A 17450-nucleotide genomic window follows, 5' to 3' on the forward strand; every position below is an offset into this window, starting at 1 on the left:
AATTAAAAGAAATATGTTACGTTTAGTTTCGCTAAGAAAGGGTTTCCTGGAGTAAAATGAAAATCATCAACCGGAGCGGTTTCGTTAGCTAGCTGTGAAGCATCATAGAATAACGCTTCGGTCCATTTTTGATCAAAAATATTTTCTACAGACAGCCCTATTTCATAGGCTGATCTAGTATATTTAATTGTAGTATCCATCAAAAAATAATCCTGTGCAGTAACCGATTCATCCTCAACCAATGGTCGTTCTGCCATATATCGGTATCTCAGAGATCCTTTGATTCCATTTTTTAATTTTACGGTAGCTCCTCCTGTAGTTGTAAATCTTGGAGCAGAGGGGATTTTATTAGCGTCTGCAGGTTCATTTAATAAGGTACCATAACTATAATTAAGATCTGTATCTAACCAAAAATAAGGTAATGGTTGATAACGAAAAGAAGCTTCTCCACCGATCCGTTCTGATCGCCCCTTATTTTCGAACTCAAAACTATCGGATACAAAAACATATTCTGCATCACTTTTGATATACCAACCGGCAAGATTACCGATGAACTGTTTTCCTATTTTAAACTCAGTACCGATATCATATCCAATAGCTTTAGGTAGTGGGTGTATTTCTTTTTGGGTAACTGCAGCATTCGTATAATTAGAATGAAAACCAGAACTCGCCTTGGCATACAACTGAATCTTTGGTGTAATATCATAGAAAAGACTCAATTTAGGACTAAATCTAAATGCATTAGTATCATCTGCGCTAGCATTAGGAACCAATTCTTCTAGATCAAATGTAAAGTAATCTCCTCTAAGCCCCGCCAGAATAGAGAACTTATCTGTTAGTTTTAGTTGTTCTCTAATATACAGGCTATAATTAGTTTCTTTAATTTTAAAGGTGCCTACTGTTTCCAATAGCTCTCTTTTGACACTCCTATTAAGGCTGGTTTTATTCCTAGTATGTTGCACACCAAGCCCTAATTTGGTGTTGCTTTTCATTGTTCCAATTAAGGTATTTATCTGTAGTGTTCCATTATAGGCAAATACATCTCGGTTTTCGAATTGATGGATCATATCTCCATTTATCGGGTCATCTAAATAAAAGGTGAAATTAGAAAATAGATTATACAGATTAGAGATGTAATACAATTGGTTTTTAAAACTGATCTTCTCTGATAGCTTAGACTGTAGCTGAGTATTGATATGGATACGTTCTGTATCTCCACCTTCACTATCATCTATTGCTCCAAATCGATTTATTATCCCAGACTGTACTGCTCGTAGGGGGATTTGCCCAGATGCATTCCAATTGCTATGAAAAGTCGATACCGAAGTAGTTAAGGTATTACGATCATTAATGGCCACCGTATATTTAGAGAATGTATTTATTTTCCTTAGGTTTTGATGACTTTCAAAGAAGCTTTTATTATAGGTTCCCTCTACTGCAATATAGGCATTCTCATAGTTTTTGGTTAGAAAATTCTTTTTATCCAAGAGTGTCACCATCCCCAGAGCTCTTACAAAATCATACTGCCCGTATTCTAATTTTAGGGAGTTTTGGTTTAGCCTACTTTTAGTAGTATAAGTGGCACCACCAGATACTGCAAAATTTCCTAAAGAAGCCTCATGAGGTCCTTTATAATAATTCGCATCTCCTACAGTTTCTGGAATCAAAAAATGCATATCTGCATACCCTTGTCCATGTGCATGCGAACTTAGATTTACAGGGATATCATCTACCAATACAGCAAAATCAGTCCCATGATCATTATCAAATCCTCGTAAAAATATTTGCTCCGCTTTACCACCACCAGCATGCTGTGCTATAAAAAGACCGGGAACTGTTGTAAGTAAATCCTGAGCGCTATTTATAGGTCTTAACCTTAATGATATTTTGGATACATTATTAACCCCTATCTCTTTTTTTCTGCCCGATTGGATAATCACCTCGGATAGCGCTGTCTCAGATATAGTAAGCCCTATATGTTGTACCTGTTCTTTTTCATTTAAAGTAATCTTTTTAGTAAAAGTCATATACCCTATTGCAGAGAATTGCACATCATATTCTCCAACAGGAAGCGTTATCTGATATCGCCCATCTGGATCACTAGTAGTTCCTTTATTTTTTTCTAAGATTGAAATGGATACATCAGGGATATTACTACCTGTATTGGTATCTTTTATAATTCCTTTTAAAACGGTGTTGGATTGTGAAAAGACTGATAGACTAATCAAAACCAATACACCACAAAACACATTTTTTTTCATTTAAAAAACTGAAGTTATTGTGGGAAAAGTTATAGAAATAAATAGAGTCTTTGTTATAGATCATATAAGACTCCTAGCTATATCTAACTCTTTACCCGAGAGTTATTATTACATTGTGATTTGTGGCAGGTCTCCTGACTTTACATCGTTATAATTACCTTCCCATAGAATATCTCTACAGTGGCCTATTAATCATAACATATTAAACTATGTATTACAGTTGCGGGAACAGTTTTGGATTTTCACCAAATTCCCTTTTCATCTTTTATTTCTAAAAGAACCATAAATCAGCCGCGAAGATACTGTATTTTATGATATCTAAATTTAAGTTTGTATTTTTTAAGTTCGTTTGTGTATAACAATAGATAACTTATAAAACCTATGGTTCCATCTATTTTTATAGTACATTAGCAATTAAATCCACATTCTATACTATATTTTCTATCATAGAATGTGGATTTAATACGCTCTACTAATTAGGGAGCATTACTTTTTTTGTTCTTGCTAGTAAGTAATTACAAAAACACGGATAAGTTTCATTTATTTTCAATCAATGATCTCGGGACAAGCCTGCGAGGTATGATTCCGAAAAAATAGTTTAATTTTGAAGCAAGTTTCTGGTAGTAACCTTTCTATAAGGGAATAAAAAATATAGTTAACTTTTAACTCTTTTATATATGCGTAATTTTTTCAAGCTTTTACTTTTTTTAATCTTTTTTATAATCACATTAGGACTTTATAATATGATTATAACTAATTTTTATTTACAGTTTAATTGTAATACACAAGCTTGCCGAGAGTTTGGGAGGATATTTATTTTTATTATTAGTTTCATTCTTTCTTGTAGTACCGTTTATATTATCAATAATTATCGAGAGAAAAAAAGATCTTAAGTCATTGCTCCACAAAATATAGAATACCATATTTCCTTTAACCTACTATTTAGTTACACTCCCTATAACAACAGCAGAGGCATACTCATGGCGCAATAAAGGCATAAAAGATTTACTAATTTAACTACTCATATAAGAAATATAGTTATTTTGGGAAAAGTATTGGCAAATATTAAAACTGAAATGAGTATTAAAATTAAAGTCATAAACGCTCAAGAAACATATAATCTTAGGCACCAAGTAATGTGGCCAGATAAACCACGTGAATTTATAATACTGAATAACGATGAAGAAGGCATACATTTTGGACTTTTAAAAGACTCAACCATTATTTCTGTTGTATCATTATTTATAAAGAATAATTGTGCCCAATTCAGAAAATTTGCAACTAAAACTTCTGAACAAGGCAATGGATATGGCTCTATCTTACTTCATCATGTAATAGAGCTTATTTCTAATGAAAAAAAGATTGAGAAACTATGGTGTAACGCTAGAGCGGATAAAACTTCATTTTATGAAAAATTTGGAATGATACAAACTACCAAAAACTTTATTAAAGGAGATATTAATTATATAATAATGGAAAAAACATTTGCCAATTGAGTAGTCCGGTAATTCTCTGCTGTCACTAGTAAAAACACGTTAAAACAACCTTAAGTAAACTAGATATAGGTTAAAACATTTTATAAAGTGTAGTTGTTATAACCCCTTTACAATCATTTAAAACAATAGACAATAATTGTTTTTCTTCTTTTACTTTAAAATTAAAGGGCGGAGCTAATAGGTTTAAACCACTCTGTTTTTTTAACCTAGTTCCCTGTCCTGAAATAATCTCTTTATTGGGTGTAAAATCTCCTTCGGGTACATGTTCTGTTATAATAATGTATTTAAAGTCAGTTAGTTTTCGTACTATACTTAGCACTTCAGCATTCGATAAATGTTGTAGTACTTGTCTTAATAAAACACAATCTCCAGTAGGCAAATCATCTACTGCAATATCCAAACAATGAAATTCTAAATGTTCTACTTTAAATTTTTCTTTATTATAAGCTATAAGAGCTGTTACGATATCTACCGCAACATACTTCTTAGTATGTTGTACCAATTCTTTTCCTACATTAAAATCTCCACAACCTAAATCGCAGACTACAATAGGGCTTTTAAAAGAGGTTAAAAATGATGTTAAAACAGCTATATATGGAGTTACTATCTCAGGACGATGCGACCCTATACCCGAATAAAAATCAGATGTGTTACCTCCCCAAAGCTTCTTCTCATAAATCTGTTCCATAGCAGCTTTAGTTGGCCAAGGTTTCTTTATTCTCCTAGTTCCATTTTCTTTTTTCTTCATAAACACTCTATTGATCTATATAAACTATAAAAACATAATTATAGACATATAAACAAACGTACAAATTATAAGCTATACAATTTAAAAAATTGCATGTATACAAACGGACTTGTTCTTATGCCATAAAGGCAAAGTCTGCTGACTTCGAAGAGCAAGTTATATCCCACAATGATCAAAAAAAATATACCATACCACTATTCTCTCCTTGCACACACTCTATCAACCAGTTACAATACATTTCTTAATATATCACTGCCCTTATCTTATGGGCTTTACCCCCATCAGGCTAGGGGGTCTATAGCTTAATTAAAGTACCCCGAAGTACTTCTATAAGGGGTCTAATGGGTAAGAATAGTAGATAGAGTCCATAAGGTAAAGCCTTGTAATACTTTGCATAGGGATAAAACCCATTAGAACAGGTATCATATCCCTTACTATACTCCTTTGGAGTACTTCTGTAATACTTAGAAGTACTTCCATAAGGGGTCTAATAGGTAAGAATAGTAGGTAGAGCCTATAAGATAAAGCGTCGTAATACTTTATATAGGGATAGAACCCCTTATAATAGGCATCATATCCCTTATTACACTCCTTCGGAGTACTTCTGTAATGCTTAGAAGTACTTTCATAAGGGGTCTAATGGGTAAGAATAATAGATAGTAGCCTATAAGATAAAGCCTCATAGTACCTTATACAGGGCTAGGACCCTTTAGAATAGGCATCACTGGTCTTTGATACTATTTTCTATCGAAAATCACGCTGACTGACGTGAATTTTGTTATGTCGAACTCAGGTTATGTTAATTATGTAATCGATTATCTATCTGTTTTAATCCCTAAAGTTGATTTTTTAATCAAAACTATTATGATTTTAACGCAGACCTTCAAGGTTTTTAAAAACCTTGAAGGTCTAAAACGTTATTTTTTTGTACCTAAATCCTAAAAGTACAAAGCGTAAAAACGTGAATTCGATGTAAGGGCTTGATTTTAAAAAGTCGTCAAAATGAGTGGTTTTTCGTAGTGACCTCTCGACTTTAGGCTGTCCTGAGCTAAGTTGAAGGGCTAGAGATGACATGGAGAAAAATTGTATCGACCTTTCGACAGGCTCAAGATGACAAGGCTTTTGATGGAAAAATCACTGGTCTTCGATACTATTTTCTATCGAAAATCACGCTGACTGACGTGAATTTTGTTATGTCGAATTCAGGTTGGTAGTATAGGATATAAACCAATAAAAACTGCATTAAGCAGCTTTTATTGATATCTAAGATGGGTATTGTTTTATGTAGGGGTATTCTTTGTAGTAGCAGTAGTAGAGGTTGATTTTTTGAATAATACTTTCATATCTTCATATACCGTTTTTGCTCCAGGTTCATTTTCGCCAGCTAAAAAACGTACCATTCTATAAAATGTAATAGAATTTGTATAATTATCATGATCCAGCAATGTCTTGGTATCTACTAATTGTTGTGATAAGCTTCTTAATAATTGTATCCTATCCTCTACTTGTTTGCGAGTAATATAATCTCTATCAAACTCTTCTTTGTCCAAAAAATGGGGTATCCAAGTAGGGTTTTGCTCCATATAACTTTTTGCTTTATCTACAATCAATTTATTTTGATTAGCGATACGACCATACTGCTGTCTTTGGTCTGGAGTAAGGTTTACCGTTTTGCCTTCTAATACTCTTTTAATTCCGGTAAGATGTTGATCTAAGGTAGTTAATTCCTCATCGGTAAATGCAATACTGATTAAATTTTCTAACGCCATATTATGGTTTGTTTTATATATAGTACATCATGTGTCGTATGCTCTCTAATTACATACTTCGTTATTTCTCTAAGATGTCTATCTATTATTTTTATACTACAAGTATAAGAGATGCCAGTTTCATTTTTCGGAACTGGCATTTTTTTTTTAACGATTTTAAGCACTTATTGCATTTAGGTATTAAGAGTAGTTCTAGTAGTATCAAGGAAATATATTTCTATATTTTCAGATTTCTCTTTTTAACGCACATGTTATTTCGATATACTATTGATTTATAATTGATTGTGTTTTTTTTAACCTTTTTCTTAGCACAATAACGAGATAATATGGTCTTTTATCGAGGTTTACATTATTGAGCTTCACGGAAAAAAGGGATTATCATTTTCACTAGTATTGGTGTATTGCCAAAGAAGAATCAAGAAGATATTTGCACTATACAAAACATCATAATTATTTTTACAATGAAAAACATAAAAAGAAAAATAGCGATCGTATTAAATTTCTTAATCATCATTCAGGCAAATGCTAAAGATATTAATACACGATCCTTTTTACCAGATACTATACGATATACCTCTTCTATAACAGAAGAACCAAAGGAGAAAGAAGCAAAAAAAGAGACCAAAGTAAAAAGTTTTCATTCTATAAAGAAATGGAAAATCACAGTAGAATTTATAGATGGGGGATTTATGTCTAAAATTATAACGATCAAAGGAAATTCTGCATTAAGCCCTATGCAAGCAGCATTTGAAGAGGCAGAAAAATATCTCAAAACTATTGAACATATAAAAGAATACAATGTTTCTCCTGTGTCAAACAATTCCTTTGTTTTATTAGCAGAAGCAGAATAATGCTTAAACCCAGAGTATGTAATACAACTTGGTTATGAAGCTTAAAAAATCAATCCGTAGTAATAATCGATTGCATAAAATCCACTCGTTGTGCTACCGTAGTTTTAGGCACTACAATAACCTTAAACCCTAAACGCTTATATACTCGGATAAGATGTTGATGAATCAGCATCGCTTCCTCATAAGACTGAGGGCGCTGTGGATCAGTACTATAAATCTCCTCCCATAGTGGCATTAAAAACACCGTAGTGTTATAAAATTTCTTAAACGGAAAATCCAATAAATATTCTGGGATAGGATGTGTCCCTGCTTGTAGATATGCAATGATATCTGGCAATCCCCGATCTACAAATGTATGTTTGGTAATAGTTAATTGTAGTTCTATGATCGTTTGTTGGTATATCATATCGGTAAATCCCGTAAGATCTCCCCAAGGCGTTTTAGTCCCTCCGTTCTCTTGTTGATGAGATATTATTTTTCTAGAAATTTCTTCAAAACACTGATATCCAGATTTGCGTAGCGTATTAATAGCCGTTGTTTTTCCTGTACCAGGAGCTCCGGTGATGATAAATCTTTTATGCATTACAATAAATAATATACAATACAAATTATAATCACAAATGCTAGAGTTACTTTTTGATTTACTCTTGCTACAATCTTTATTTCATAATCCTGTAGAATTCTATCATTAGTACCGATAAAAGGCTTATCTACCAATGTACCATGATAATAATTAGGTCCTCCAAACCTACAATCCAGAATCGCTGCCAATGCTGCCTCGGGATACCCTGCATTAGGGCTAGAATGCTGTTTGCCATACCGTAGTACAAAGGGAATTTTATGCAGTTTTAAGGTCACTAGCAGCATTAAGAATGCCGTAACTCTAGCAGGGATATAATTAGCCACATCATCGAGTTTAGCAGCAAATTTTCCAAAATCAATATAACGTTTATTTTTATACCCAATCATAGAATCCAGTGTATTGATCATCTTATATCCCATTGCTCCAGATACCCCAAACAACGCATAATAAAACAGTGGAGCGATTACCCCATCGCTAAGATTTTCTGATAAGGTTTCAAAAACTGCCGTTTTGATCTGTTGTGGGTGTAACTGATCTGTTTCTCGCCCTACGATCCATGATAGTCGTTTTCTACCCTGTATCACCCCTTCTGACAGCGCTTTAAAAACAGCTTTTCCCTCATCTATCAGACTTTTATTTGCCAAGGCGTAGAATACAAATATCGAAGTAAATGTATAGTAGATAATCGGGTATGGAGTACTCATTTTTTGAGCATAATAAAAAAATAAAACAGTAGCCATTACTAATCCTAGCGTAAGCACCATTCCTTTGATAAAACGAAAAGAAGAAGTATTCAATAATTTTTCGCCATACGCAATACAGTTACCAAATAATCGTATCGGATGGGGTAACCACCTGGGATCTCCCAGTATCAGATCGAGTATATACCCGATAAGCAAAGGAATCAATACTACTGCTTGCTCCATTGATGTAAGGCATTAAGGAGTAGCTCATTTTTTTTTGGATCTTGGCTAGCAATACGAATATAGTGCCCGTCTAGTCCTCTAAAATTAGAAGCATCTCTAATCAATAACTGATGTGTATGGATCAAATACTCTTTTAGAGCAGTCGCATTAGGATGCTCTAGGCGTACCAAAAAGTAATTTGTTTCTGATGGGATAACTGTAAACCCTGATATTGCATCAATTTGCTGTTGCAGTACCTTGCTATAGTTTAATAAGGTTGCCATATTAGGTGATACCTCTTGGTAGTTATCATAGATATATTTTCCTGCCTCAATTGCCATTGTATTTACGGTCCACGGCATTTTAGACTGTTGTAGTTTTTCTCCTATATCCGAGGAACATAAGATATATCCTAATCGCAATCCTGGTATCGCAAATAACTTGGTTAGCGATCTTACAATAATCAGATTGGTATAGTGTGCCAAAAGGGGTACGCACGATGTGATCCCAACAGTAAAATCAATATACGCCTCATCTATGATAAAGGTAGTATTAGGAAAAGAGGATAGCAGTTTCTCTATCGCTACTATTGTAGTACTCACTCCATCTGGATTATTAGGGTTACATAAAAAGACCAAGTCTTCTGTAAAAGAGGACTGCATTACCTCTGCCCGATTATAGTATGTAATCTCCATAGCACTACGTAAACACGCATCCTCATACTCCGAAAAAGTAGGAATACCAATCGCTACTTTTTTAGTATAAAAAAGATGAGTAATACTATAAAATGCTTCAGTAGCTCCATTGGTCATTACGACCTGCGATGGATTTAATTGATGGTACTCTGCCACTTTCTTGGTCAATACATCAGCATTAGGAGTCGGGTAATTGGCAATACGGGGTAACTGTTCCATAAGATGCGATATGAGCTGTTCCGAAATCCCCTCATGCCAAATATTAGAGCTAAAATTAGCTTTAAAATCTATTGCATAGCGATAGCCATCATCGCCGTGTCCATATATCATAATGGTATCTGTGTTTGGGAAATAATAGCATTAATATCCAGATGCTCTTCTAATAAAGTCGCTAGCTTATCATAATTCTCTTCCTTATACGCTTTATAATTAAAAGGAATAGCCTTAGCAGTAGTATACTCCTGTAACAGCGCTTCGATCACGGTAGTATTATCTAGGATTCCGTGGATATAAGTCCCCCAGCAATTACCAACAATTACCCCTTCTGGGGTGGCTCCGATATGATTTAACGGCTCACCTCCCATAATGGTAGTCTCTCCCATATGGATCTCATACCCTACGCAGGCTGCAGTCATATTCTTAAACCTAAAACGGCACTGTGTCGTTGTTTTCTCTGTAGCCAATCGAGTAGTTATTGGTAAAATCCCTAACCCAGGGATCGCCTTAATACTACTCTCTACCCCCATAGGATCTTCGATCATTTTTCCTAGCATCTGGTATCCTCCACAGATTCCGATAATCTTTTTTTGTTGATTATACGCCTCTAGTACTACTGTAGCAATCCCCTGATTTCTAAGAAATAGTAAATCCTGTATGGTATTTTTACTCCCCGGGAGTATAATGATATCCGATGTAGCAATACTCTGGGGGTCAGTGGTATAAAAAACATGAGTTCTGGGATCTTTTTCTAATACATTAAAATCGGTATAATTAGCAATATACGGCAGCAGTATAATGGCAATAGTAACCAATCCGCTTGCTGTAGTCGTATTCTTTTTTTGTAACCCTACAGAATCTTCCTCTTCGATATAGATCTCTTTTGCATACGGGATCACTCCCAGTACAGGAACCCCTGTAAGTTTCTCTAAGAGCAATTTACCCTCTTCGAACAAAGAAGCATCCCCTCTAAACTTATTGATGATCACTCCTTTTATCAGTGCTTTTTCCCAAGGCTCGAGAAGTGTTATAGAACCATATACACTAGCAAAAACCCCTCCTTTATCAATATCTGCAATAAGATACACATCAGCATCCGCGGCAGCTGCCATACGCATATTTACAATATCACGATGTTTTAGATTCAGCTCACTGATACTACCAGCTCCCTCTAACACAATAGGGCTATAGGTTTGCTGTAGTCTAGCAAATGCCGTCTTAGCCTCTTTAAAAAGATGCTCCTTATTATTCCCTAAAAAATAATCTCTGATCGTTTGATCTCCAATTGGCTTACCGTGGAGTACTACCTGAGAAGTATTCGCTCCCGAGGGTTTTAATAAAATAGGATTCATATCCGTAGTACAAGCAATACCACAAGCCTCTGCCTGTACCGCTTGTGCCCTCCCAATCTCTAACCCATCTGGGGTTACAAAACTATTAAGCGACATATTCTGCGCCTTAAACGGAGCCGGGTGGTATCCCTTTTGTTTTAATAGCCTACAGACCCCCGTTACCAACATACTCTTACCTACATCAGACCCTGTACCTACAAACATAATAGGACGTAATTTTTTCATTTGCAATAAATATCAGATTTTTTAAATACACTAACCCTATAACATATATCGAAACCAAAATTACTTAAATAATCTGGTTGTTTTATTTTTTATGATGGATTGTATCTCAAAGCCCTTATTGAATACGATATACCCCCTTTTTTTATCCTAATTATGGGGTCTTACATTAGAGTAAGATTGCCTTCATACAAATAATAATATAATCTATATCCTCTATATTTTGTATCCTGTAACAGTTTTAGTACTTTTAAACGCATATACTCATACAATATACATATACACATGACTGATATAGAAATCTATCTGGGGCATCTAGGATTTAGAAGCATGGCAAATAAAGTAGGCAGAGAGGTACAAAAAACCATCGCCAGGACACTACAAGAAGCAGCAGGGCAACCTAGCACTAACCTTAGTCATACACTACATAAAAATATTACAGCACGAGTTAATCAACTGGCAAGAAACCCTTTGTTTAGAAAAGATTTTCCTGGGGATGTACTAGAGATCAAAGACATTACCTATACAGATCGCCTGCGCGATGGAGAGCTACGAGGCACTATGGTGATCGCTAATGGATATGTACACGACCCTGTAAAGTATGGAAAACCAGGATACCCTGGCAGAGAAGATGGGCAACTATGGCAAGATGAGATCCGCAATACCTATAAGTGGCACGAGGGTACCTGTAAGTGGTACTTATTGAAAGACCATCCCAATCACTACGGAAAAGTAGATGAAAGAAAAGAATGGGGAATGCCCCAACTGCAATACAGCAGGCATAATACAGACCGAGGTGGTGCAACCCTATGGGGGTCATCTGATCAGGCAGGAGGCTATGGTATAGAACCCAGAGATAGCAATCCTACAGACCATAATAAGTGGGGAAGCCCAGGGATAGCACCCCGTGGAGAAGGACCCCTAAAAGGAGAAAATATACTACTAGTCTTTAACCTAGTCGTAAGTGGCATCAAATCAATAAAAAAATTCTATGATATCTATGTAAAAGCAGATGAAGTATATGGTGGGAGTGAGAAACAAGGGAAAAGTGAAAAGTTATACACTAAAAATATGGTAGATACAGTTACTTATAGAGTTAGTCGTAGTCTTACAAGAGAGCTTGATGCTAAAGTGATCAATGGTAGTATTAGTGATGTTATCGGAAGAGAAAATGCTGAAAAAGACTCGATATACCATACTAAAAAGAATACCCCTATGCTAAAATATACCATTAAAATAGAACCGAAATATGCACAATAAAATTGTACTGTTCTTATTATGTATGAGTACATTAGTAGTAGTAAGCTGTAAAAAAGAATTGACTAAGGTTATTGAAAAATATGATGATGGTACTATAGAAGGCTATTATTATATAGATAAAGATTCACTATGGCAAGGAGAACGAATAGTATATCATAAAAGTGGGCGAATAATGTCTAAAACATCATATAAGAATCATGTAAAAAATGATTCTGTATATTTTTACGAAGATTCTGAGAATGATAATTTATATATGATAAAATATTGGAATGATGATGGCTCTATTTATTACAAAGATTTTTATGAAAATGGAAAAGTAAGACAAAAAGGGCTGTATAGTCAAAAGAATGAACGTATTAAAATTTGGAAGAACTATACTAAAGAAGGTACTCTAGATTTTGTAAAAGAATATAAGATTATTAGAGGAGAATCCTATACCAATCAGCTATGGTTAATGCTCCCTGGGGGTGATACCATACGAGAGGGGACGAGTATGAAATATAAAGTACAACCTAGGAAAGTAAAACTAGGAGATTCGATACGGTTTTTCTTTCAATCCGATGTACCTGCTTTTAAATTTAAAGAAAAACAAGGAGATTTCTTAGTGGTATTACCGAAAGACTATACCAAAGAAAATTTTGATGCAGAATTTTATAACCAAGAGAGTACTACACAAAACGGAATCCCAACACAGCGCATCCTAAGCCTAAAATACAATACCAAATACCCCGTAGAAAAAACAAAAATAGATACTGCCGATCATAAAAAAACCGTAGTATTCTACTTAAAACCTAAGCGAATAGGTAAGGATACCATACGAGGGTATTTTAATGAAATAGCTGCTATAACTCCTGGAAAACATAACCTAAAAGAATTTTTTGATAAAACAAAAAACGATACCATAGTATCAGACACCAGAACCATATACTTTGATATACCTATAGAAGTGATACCACGATAAGGATATGGAGTAATGAAACCATTAGAAATATACTATCAAAATAGAACCTAAATATGCACAATAAAATTGTACTGTTCTTATTATGTATGAGTACACTACTAATCAGTTGTAAAAAAAAACTTACCAAGGTTATTGAAAAATATGATGATGGTACAGTAAAAGGATATTATTTTATCGACAAAGATTCTATTAAACAAGGGGAGCGAGTGATATATTATAAAAGTGGAAGAATATCATCTCAAACTTTTTATAAAAACAATTTCAGAAACGATTCTATTTATTACTATAGGGATAATGAAAAAAATAATCTTTATGCTATTAGATATTCGAATGTAGATCGATCTTTATATTACAAAGATTTTTATGAAAATGGAAAAGTAAGACAAAAAGGGCTGTATAGTCAAGAGAATGAACGTATTAAAATTTGGAAGAACTATACTAAAGAAGGTACTCTAGATTTTATAAAAGAATATAAAATTATTAGAGGAGAATCCTATACCAATCAGCTATGGCTAATGCTCCCTGGGGGTGATACCATACGAGAGGGAACGAGTATGAAATATAAAGTACATCCTAGGAAAGTAAAACTAGGAGATTCGATACGGTTTTTCTTTCAATCCGATGTACCTGCTTTTAAATTTAAAGAAAAACAAGGAGATTTCTTAGTGATATTACCGAAAGACTATACCAAAGAAAATTTTGATGCAGAATTCTATAACCAAGAGAGTACTACACAAAACGGAATCCCAACACAGCGCATCCTAAGCCTAAAATACAATACCAAATACCCCGTAGAAAAAACAAAAATAGATACTGCCGATCATAAAAAAACCGTAGTATTCTACTTAAAACCTAAGCGACTAGGTAAGGATACCATACGAGGATATTTTAATGAAGTCGCAACTGTAATGTCTGAAGAACATAACCTATATGAGTTTAGAGATAAAACAATAAAAGATAAAGATACTGTTGTAGTATTGGATACCAGAACCATATACTTTGATATCCCTATAGAGGTACTACCACGATAGGAGTTAGGAGTATAGAGTAATAAGATCACTTATATGAAGAATAAATCAGTTCTATTGCTTTTTTTTATATCTCAAATCATTACAAATTGCACTTATAACCTTAAGAAAATTAAAAGAATGTACAAAGATGGTAGTAGAGAAGAGTATGCTATTGATAAAGATTCATTAATACAAGGTAAAATGATAGGATATTACCCTAATAATAGCCTTGATTATATTGCGCTCTATAAAAATGGAAAAAAGATAGACTCAACAATATATTATTATAAATCTACTGATAAAAAAGTAAAATTAATTAAGCACTGGAAAAGTGATAAAGAAATTTATTATAAAGCTTTCTATACAAATGGTAGTCTATCAGAAGAAGGTCTTGCAGAAAGAAATAGCTTATTAAGAAAAGGCATCTGGAAGTTTTACAATGATAATGGTACATTAAACTACACCAAAGAATTTAAAAAAATTAGAGGGAAATCTTATACCAATCAATTATGGGTAATGCTACAAACAGGTGACACTATAAATGAGGGCACTAATATGAAATATAAAGTACATCCTAGGAAATTGAAATTAGGAGATTCGATACGATTTTTCTTTCAATCCGATGTTTCTCAATACAGGAATAAGTCTGACTTTTTTGTAGAGATCCCTAAAGATTATACCAAAGAAAATTTTGATCCCGAATTCTATAACCAACAAGGCTTGACACAGAAAGGAATCCCAACACAACGTATCCTAAGTCTAAAATACAATACCAAATACCGCACAGAAAAAACAAAAATAGATACTGCTGATCATAAAAAAACAGTAGTATTTTACCTAAAGCCTAAACGAATAGGTAACGACACCATACGAGGATATTTTAATGAAGTAGTAAACATGACCCCTGGCCAACACAACCTAGAAGAGTATATCGACAAAACAAAAAATAACATGATGACTACAGAAACCAGAACCATATATTTTGATATTCCTATACAAGTAACACCACGATAGTAAAGCTATATATGGCATATAGATTAAACATAGACAAGAAACTACCAAAACACCTAATATTCCTGTGTGTTATTTCTATAGTCATTGTTTCTTGTTTTAATAGTCAAAACAAAAAAAAGGTCATTAGGAATTATAAAGACGGTACCAAAGAAGTGTATACTGTAATCAATGATTCAATCCTAGAAGGAAAATTAATTGGGTATTATAACAGTGGAAATATAAGTTACGAATCGATTTATAAAAATGGAAAAAAAATCGATTCTTCTATATATTATTATGATTCTAAAGAAAAGAAAATAACAGCAATAGAACATATAATTAACGAGAATACTGTTTTTTTTAAATCATTCAATAGCTCAGGAAAAATAGTAAAAAAAGGGAAATATTATAATGATTCTATTAAAATTGGAAAATGGAAGAATTATGATAAAAATGGGAATTTAGACTATATTAGAGAATATAAAATAATTAATGATAAATCATATACAAACCAGCTATGGTATTTATTACCTAGTGGTGATACTATTAATAATGGTACCAGTATGAAATACAAGGTGTCTTCTAAGAGAATAAAACATGGAGATTCTATACGGTTTTTCTTTCAATCTGATGTGCCTACCTATATTAATTCTGATTTTTTAGTGACATTACCCAAAGAGTATACAAAACATAATTTTAATTCTGATTTTTCTAATATTCCAAACGATACCATAAAGAACTCTGCAATCAAACATATCTACAGTCTTAAATATACAAACAACTACTTATTTGATAAACAAAAAATAGACAGTACGAAGCATTACAAAACTGTGGTATTTTATATTGTACCAAAAACAAAAGGAAGAGATACTATAAGAGGTTTATTTAGCGAAGTTAAATCATTTAACAAAGGGGTTCCTAATCTCATAGAATATTTTAACGAAACAAAAAAAACCAATACTTCAGATACCATAACTACAGAAACCCGAACGATCTATTTTGATATTCCTATAGAAGTTTATTAATTAATCGGAAAAGAAAATGCTGAAAAAGATTCGATATACCACACTAAAAAGAATACCCCTATGCTAAAATATACCATTAAAATAGAACCGAAATATGCACAATAAAATTGTACTGTTCTTATTATGTATGAGTACATTAGTAGTAGTAAGCTGTAAAAAAGAATTGACTAAGGTTATTGAAAAATATGATGATGGTACAGTAAAAGGATATTATTTTATTGACAAAGACTCGCTAAGGCAAGGAGAACGAATAATATATCATAAAAACGGAAAAGTTTTTTCTAAGACCTCATATTTAAACGATAAACGAAACGATTCCATTTTTTTTTATTACGACAACCTATCTAATAGTATAGAGATTATTGAATTTAAGAATGATGATGGTTCTATTTATTACAAAGATTTTAACGAAAATGGAAAAATAAACAAGATAGGTGTTCTCGATGGAAAAGATAGAAAAATTAAAAAATGGAAATACTATACTAAAGAAGGTACTCTAGATTTTATAAAAGAATATAAGATTATTAGAGGAGAATCCTATACCAATCAGCTATGGCTAATGCTCCCTGGGGGTGATACCATACGAGAGGGAACAAGTATGAAATATAAAGTACATCCTAGGAAAGTAAAACTAGGAGATTCGATACGGTTTTTCTTTCAATCCGATGTACCTGCTTTTAAATTTAAAGAAAAACAAGGAGATTTCTTAGTGATATTACCGAAAGACTATACCAAAGAAAATTTTGATGCAGAATTCTATAACCAAGAAAGCTCTACACAAAACGGAATCCCAACACAGCGCATCCTAAGCCTAAAATACAATACCAAATACCCTGCAGAAAAAACAAAAATAGATACTGCTGATCATAAAAAAACCGTAGTCTTCTACTTAAAACCTAAGCGACTAGGTAAGGATACCATACGAGGGTATTTTAATGAAGTCGCAACTGTAATGTCTGAAGAACATAACCTATATGAGTTTAGAGATAAAACAATAAAAGATAAAGATACTGTTGTAGTATTGGATACCAGAACCATATACTTTGATATCCCTATAGAAGTACTACTACGATAAGGATATGGAGTAATGAAAGTATCAAAGA

The 17450-nt window shown here is 33.3% G+C and carries 15 protein-coding genes and 1 riboswitch; of the genes, 8 read left to right on the forward strand and 7 right to left on the reverse strand.

Annotation, left to right across the window (positions count from 1 at the left end; translation table 11 throughout):
* Positions 1-2 precede the first annotated feature (2 nt).
* Positions 3-2261: a TonB-dependent receptor gene (locus N456_RS03180; protein WP_062053825.1), complete on the reverse strand. Its 2259-nt coding sequence runs from the start codon at positions 2259-2261 to the stop codon at positions 3-5.
* Between the two features lie 107 nt (positions 2262-2368).
* Positions 2369-2561, reverse strand: a riboswitch (cobalamin riboswitch).
* A gap of 743 nt (positions 2562-3304) precedes the next feature.
* Here N456_RS03180 and N456_RS03185 point away from each other — a divergent pair.
* Positions 3305-3757 carry a GNAT family N-acetyltransferase gene (locus tag N456_RS03185; protein WP_240315469.1) on the forward strand — a complete coding sequence of 151 codons (453 nt, stop codon included), beginning with the start codon at positions 3305-3307 and terminating at the stop codon, positions 3755-3757.
* A gap of 70 nt (positions 3758-3827) precedes the next feature.
* Here the strand turns inward: N456_RS03185 and N456_RS03190 are convergent, their stop codons facing one another.
* Entirely contained in the window at positions 3828-4505 is a 678-nt protein-coding gene (locus N456_RS03190; protein ID WP_062053827.1) for a class I SAM-dependent methyltransferase, read from the reverse strand.
* 1280 nt (positions 4506-5785) lie between these two features.
* Positions 5786-6274, reverse strand: a complete 489-nt coding sequence (locus tag N456_RS03195; protein ID WP_062053829.1) for a hypothetical protein — start codon at positions 6272-6274, stop codon at positions 5786-5788.
* A 461-nt stretch (positions 6275-6735) separates the two neighbouring features.
* On the opposite strand from N456_RS03195, the gene N456_RS03200 reads away from it, so the two are divergent.
* On the forward strand, positions 6736-7125 hold the full coding sequence (locus N456_RS03200) for a hypothetical protein (protein WP_062053831.1): 390 nt from the start codon (positions 6736-6738) through the stop codon (positions 7123-7125).
* Positions 7126-7174: 49 nt separating this feature from the next.
* Here the strand turns inward: N456_RS03200 and N456_RS03205 are convergent, their stop codons facing one another.
* From N456_RS03205 to N456_RS03220, 4 genes are read right to left on the reverse strand one after another with little or no spacing between them, the layout of a single operon-like run.
* A complete protein-coding gene (locus N456_RS03205; protein WP_062053833.1) occupies positions 7175-7708 on the reverse strand; it encodes an AAA family ATPase in 534 nt (177 codons plus the stop codon).
* Positions 7708-8634 (reverse strand): adenosylcobinamide-phosphate synthase CbiB, encoded by a 927-nt coding sequence (cbiB, locus tag N456_RS03210; RefSeq protein WP_062053834.1) that lies wholly within the window; start codon positions 8632-8634, stop codon positions 7708-7710. Before cbiB ends, N456_RS03205 begins: the two co-directional genes overlap by 1 nt.
* Positions 8619-9638, reverse strand: a complete 1020-nt coding sequence (locus tag N456_RS03215) for a pyridoxal phosphate-dependent aminotransferase (RefSeq protein WP_062053836.1) — start codon at positions 9636-9638, stop codon at positions 8619-8621. Before N456_RS03215 ends, cbiB begins: the two co-directional genes overlap by 16 nt.
* Positions 9635-11101 carry a cobyric acid synthase gene (locus N456_RS03220; protein ID WP_062053838.1) on the reverse strand — a complete coding sequence of 489 codons (1467 nt, stop codon included), beginning with the start codon at positions 11099-11101 and terminating at the stop codon, positions 9635-9637. The genes N456_RS03215 and N456_RS03220 overlap by 4 nt, the downstream gene beginning before the upstream one ends.
* A gap of 282 nt (positions 11102-11383) precedes the next feature.
* Between N456_RS03220 and N456_RS03225 the strand changes: the two genes are divergently transcribed.
* From N456_RS03225 to N456_RS03250, 6 genes are all read left to right on the forward strand, one after another.
* Positions 11384-12358, forward strand: a complete 975-nt coding sequence (locus tag N456_RS03225; protein ID WP_062053840.1) for a hypothetical protein — start codon at positions 11384-11386, stop codon at positions 12356-12358.
* Between the two features lie 22 nt (positions 12359-12380).
* Entirely contained in the window at positions 12381-13319 is a 939-nt protein-coding gene (locus N456_RS03230) for a toxin-antitoxin system YwqK family antitoxin (protein ID WP_062053843.1), read from the forward strand.
* An 86-nt stretch (positions 13320-13405) separates the two neighbouring features.
* On the forward strand, positions 13406-14350 hold the full coding sequence (locus tag N456_RS03235) for a toxin-antitoxin system YwqK family antitoxin (protein WP_062053845.1): 945 nt from the start codon (positions 13406-13408) through the stop codon (positions 14348-14350).
* A gap of 33 nt (positions 14351-14383) precedes the next feature.
* On the forward strand, positions 14384-15343 hold the full coding sequence (locus N456_RS03240; RefSeq protein WP_148639165.1) for a toxin-antitoxin system YwqK family antitoxin: 960 nt from the start codon (positions 14384-14386) through the stop codon (positions 15341-15343).
* An 11-nt stretch (positions 15344-15354) separates the two neighbouring features.
* Positions 15355-16347, forward strand: a complete 993-nt coding sequence (locus N456_RS03245) for a toxin-antitoxin system YwqK family antitoxin (RefSeq protein ID WP_062053848.1) — start codon at positions 15355-15357, stop codon at positions 16345-16347.
* Positions 16348-16474: 127 nt separating this feature from the next.
* On the forward strand, positions 16475-17422 hold the full coding sequence (locus N456_RS03250; RefSeq protein ID WP_062053850.1) for a toxin-antitoxin system YwqK family antitoxin: 948 nt from the start codon (positions 16475-16477) through the stop codon (positions 17420-17422).
* Positions 17423-17450: the final 28 nt, after the last annotated feature.

Source organism: Aquimarina longa SW024, from assembly GCF_001401755.1.
GTDB classification, from domain to species: domain Bacteria; phylum Bacteroidota; class Bacteroidia; order Flavobacteriales; family Flavobacteriaceae; genus Aquimarina; species Aquimarina longa.

Coding starts and splice junctions, on each gene's coding strand:
- N456_RS03190 (WP_062053827.1), bottom strand. CDS start 4,505: ATGAAGAAAAAAGAAAATGGAACTAGGAGAATAAAGAAACCTTGGCCA.
- N456_RS03235 (WP_062053845.1), top strand. CDS start 13,406: ATGAGTACACTACTAATCAGTTGTAAAAAAAAACTTACCAAGGTTATT.
- N456_RS03245 (WP_062053848.1), top strand. CDS start 15,355: ATGGCATATAGATTAAACATAGACAAGAAACTACCAAAACACCTAATA.
- cbiB (WP_062053834.1), bottom strand. CDS start 8,634: ATGGAGCAAGCAGTAGTATTGATTCCTTTGCTTATCGGGTATATACTC.
- N456_RS03180 (WP_062053825.1), bottom strand. CDS start 2,261: ATGAAAAAAAATGTGTTTTGTGGTGTATTGGTTTTGATTAGTCTATCA.
- N456_RS03225 (WP_062053840.1), top strand. CDS start 11,384: ATGACTGATATAGAAATCTATCTGGGGCATCTAGGATTTAGAAGCATG.
- N456_RS03230 (WP_062053843.1), top strand. CDS start 12,381: ATGAGTACATTAGTAGTAGTAAGCTGTAAAAAAGAATTGACTAAGGTT.
- N456_RS03240 (WP_148639165.1), top strand. CDS start 14,384: ATGAAGAATAAATCAGTTCTATTGCTTTTTTTTATATCTCAAATCATT.
- N456_RS03195 (WP_062053829.1), bottom strand. CDS start 6,274: ATGGCGTTAGAAAATTTAATCAGTATTGCATTTACCGATGAGGAATTA.
- N456_RS03215 (WP_062053836.1), bottom strand. CDS start 9,638: ATGATATATGGACACGGCGATGATGGCTATCGCTATGCAATAGATTTT.
- N456_RS03220 (WP_062053838.1), bottom strand. CDS start 11,101: ATGAAAAAATTACGTCCTATTATGTTTGTAGGTACAGGGTCTGATGTA.
- N456_RS03205 (WP_062053833.1), bottom strand. CDS start 7,708: ATGCATAAAAGATTTATCATCACCGGAGCTCCTGGTACAGGAAAAACA.
- N456_RS03200 (WP_062053831.1), top strand. CDS start 6,736: ATGAAAAACATAAAAAGAAAAATAGCGATCGTATTAAATTTCTTAATC.
- N456_RS03250 (WP_062053850.1), top strand. CDS start 16,475: ATGAGTACATTAGTAGTAGTAAGCTGTAAAAAAGAATTGACTAAGGTT.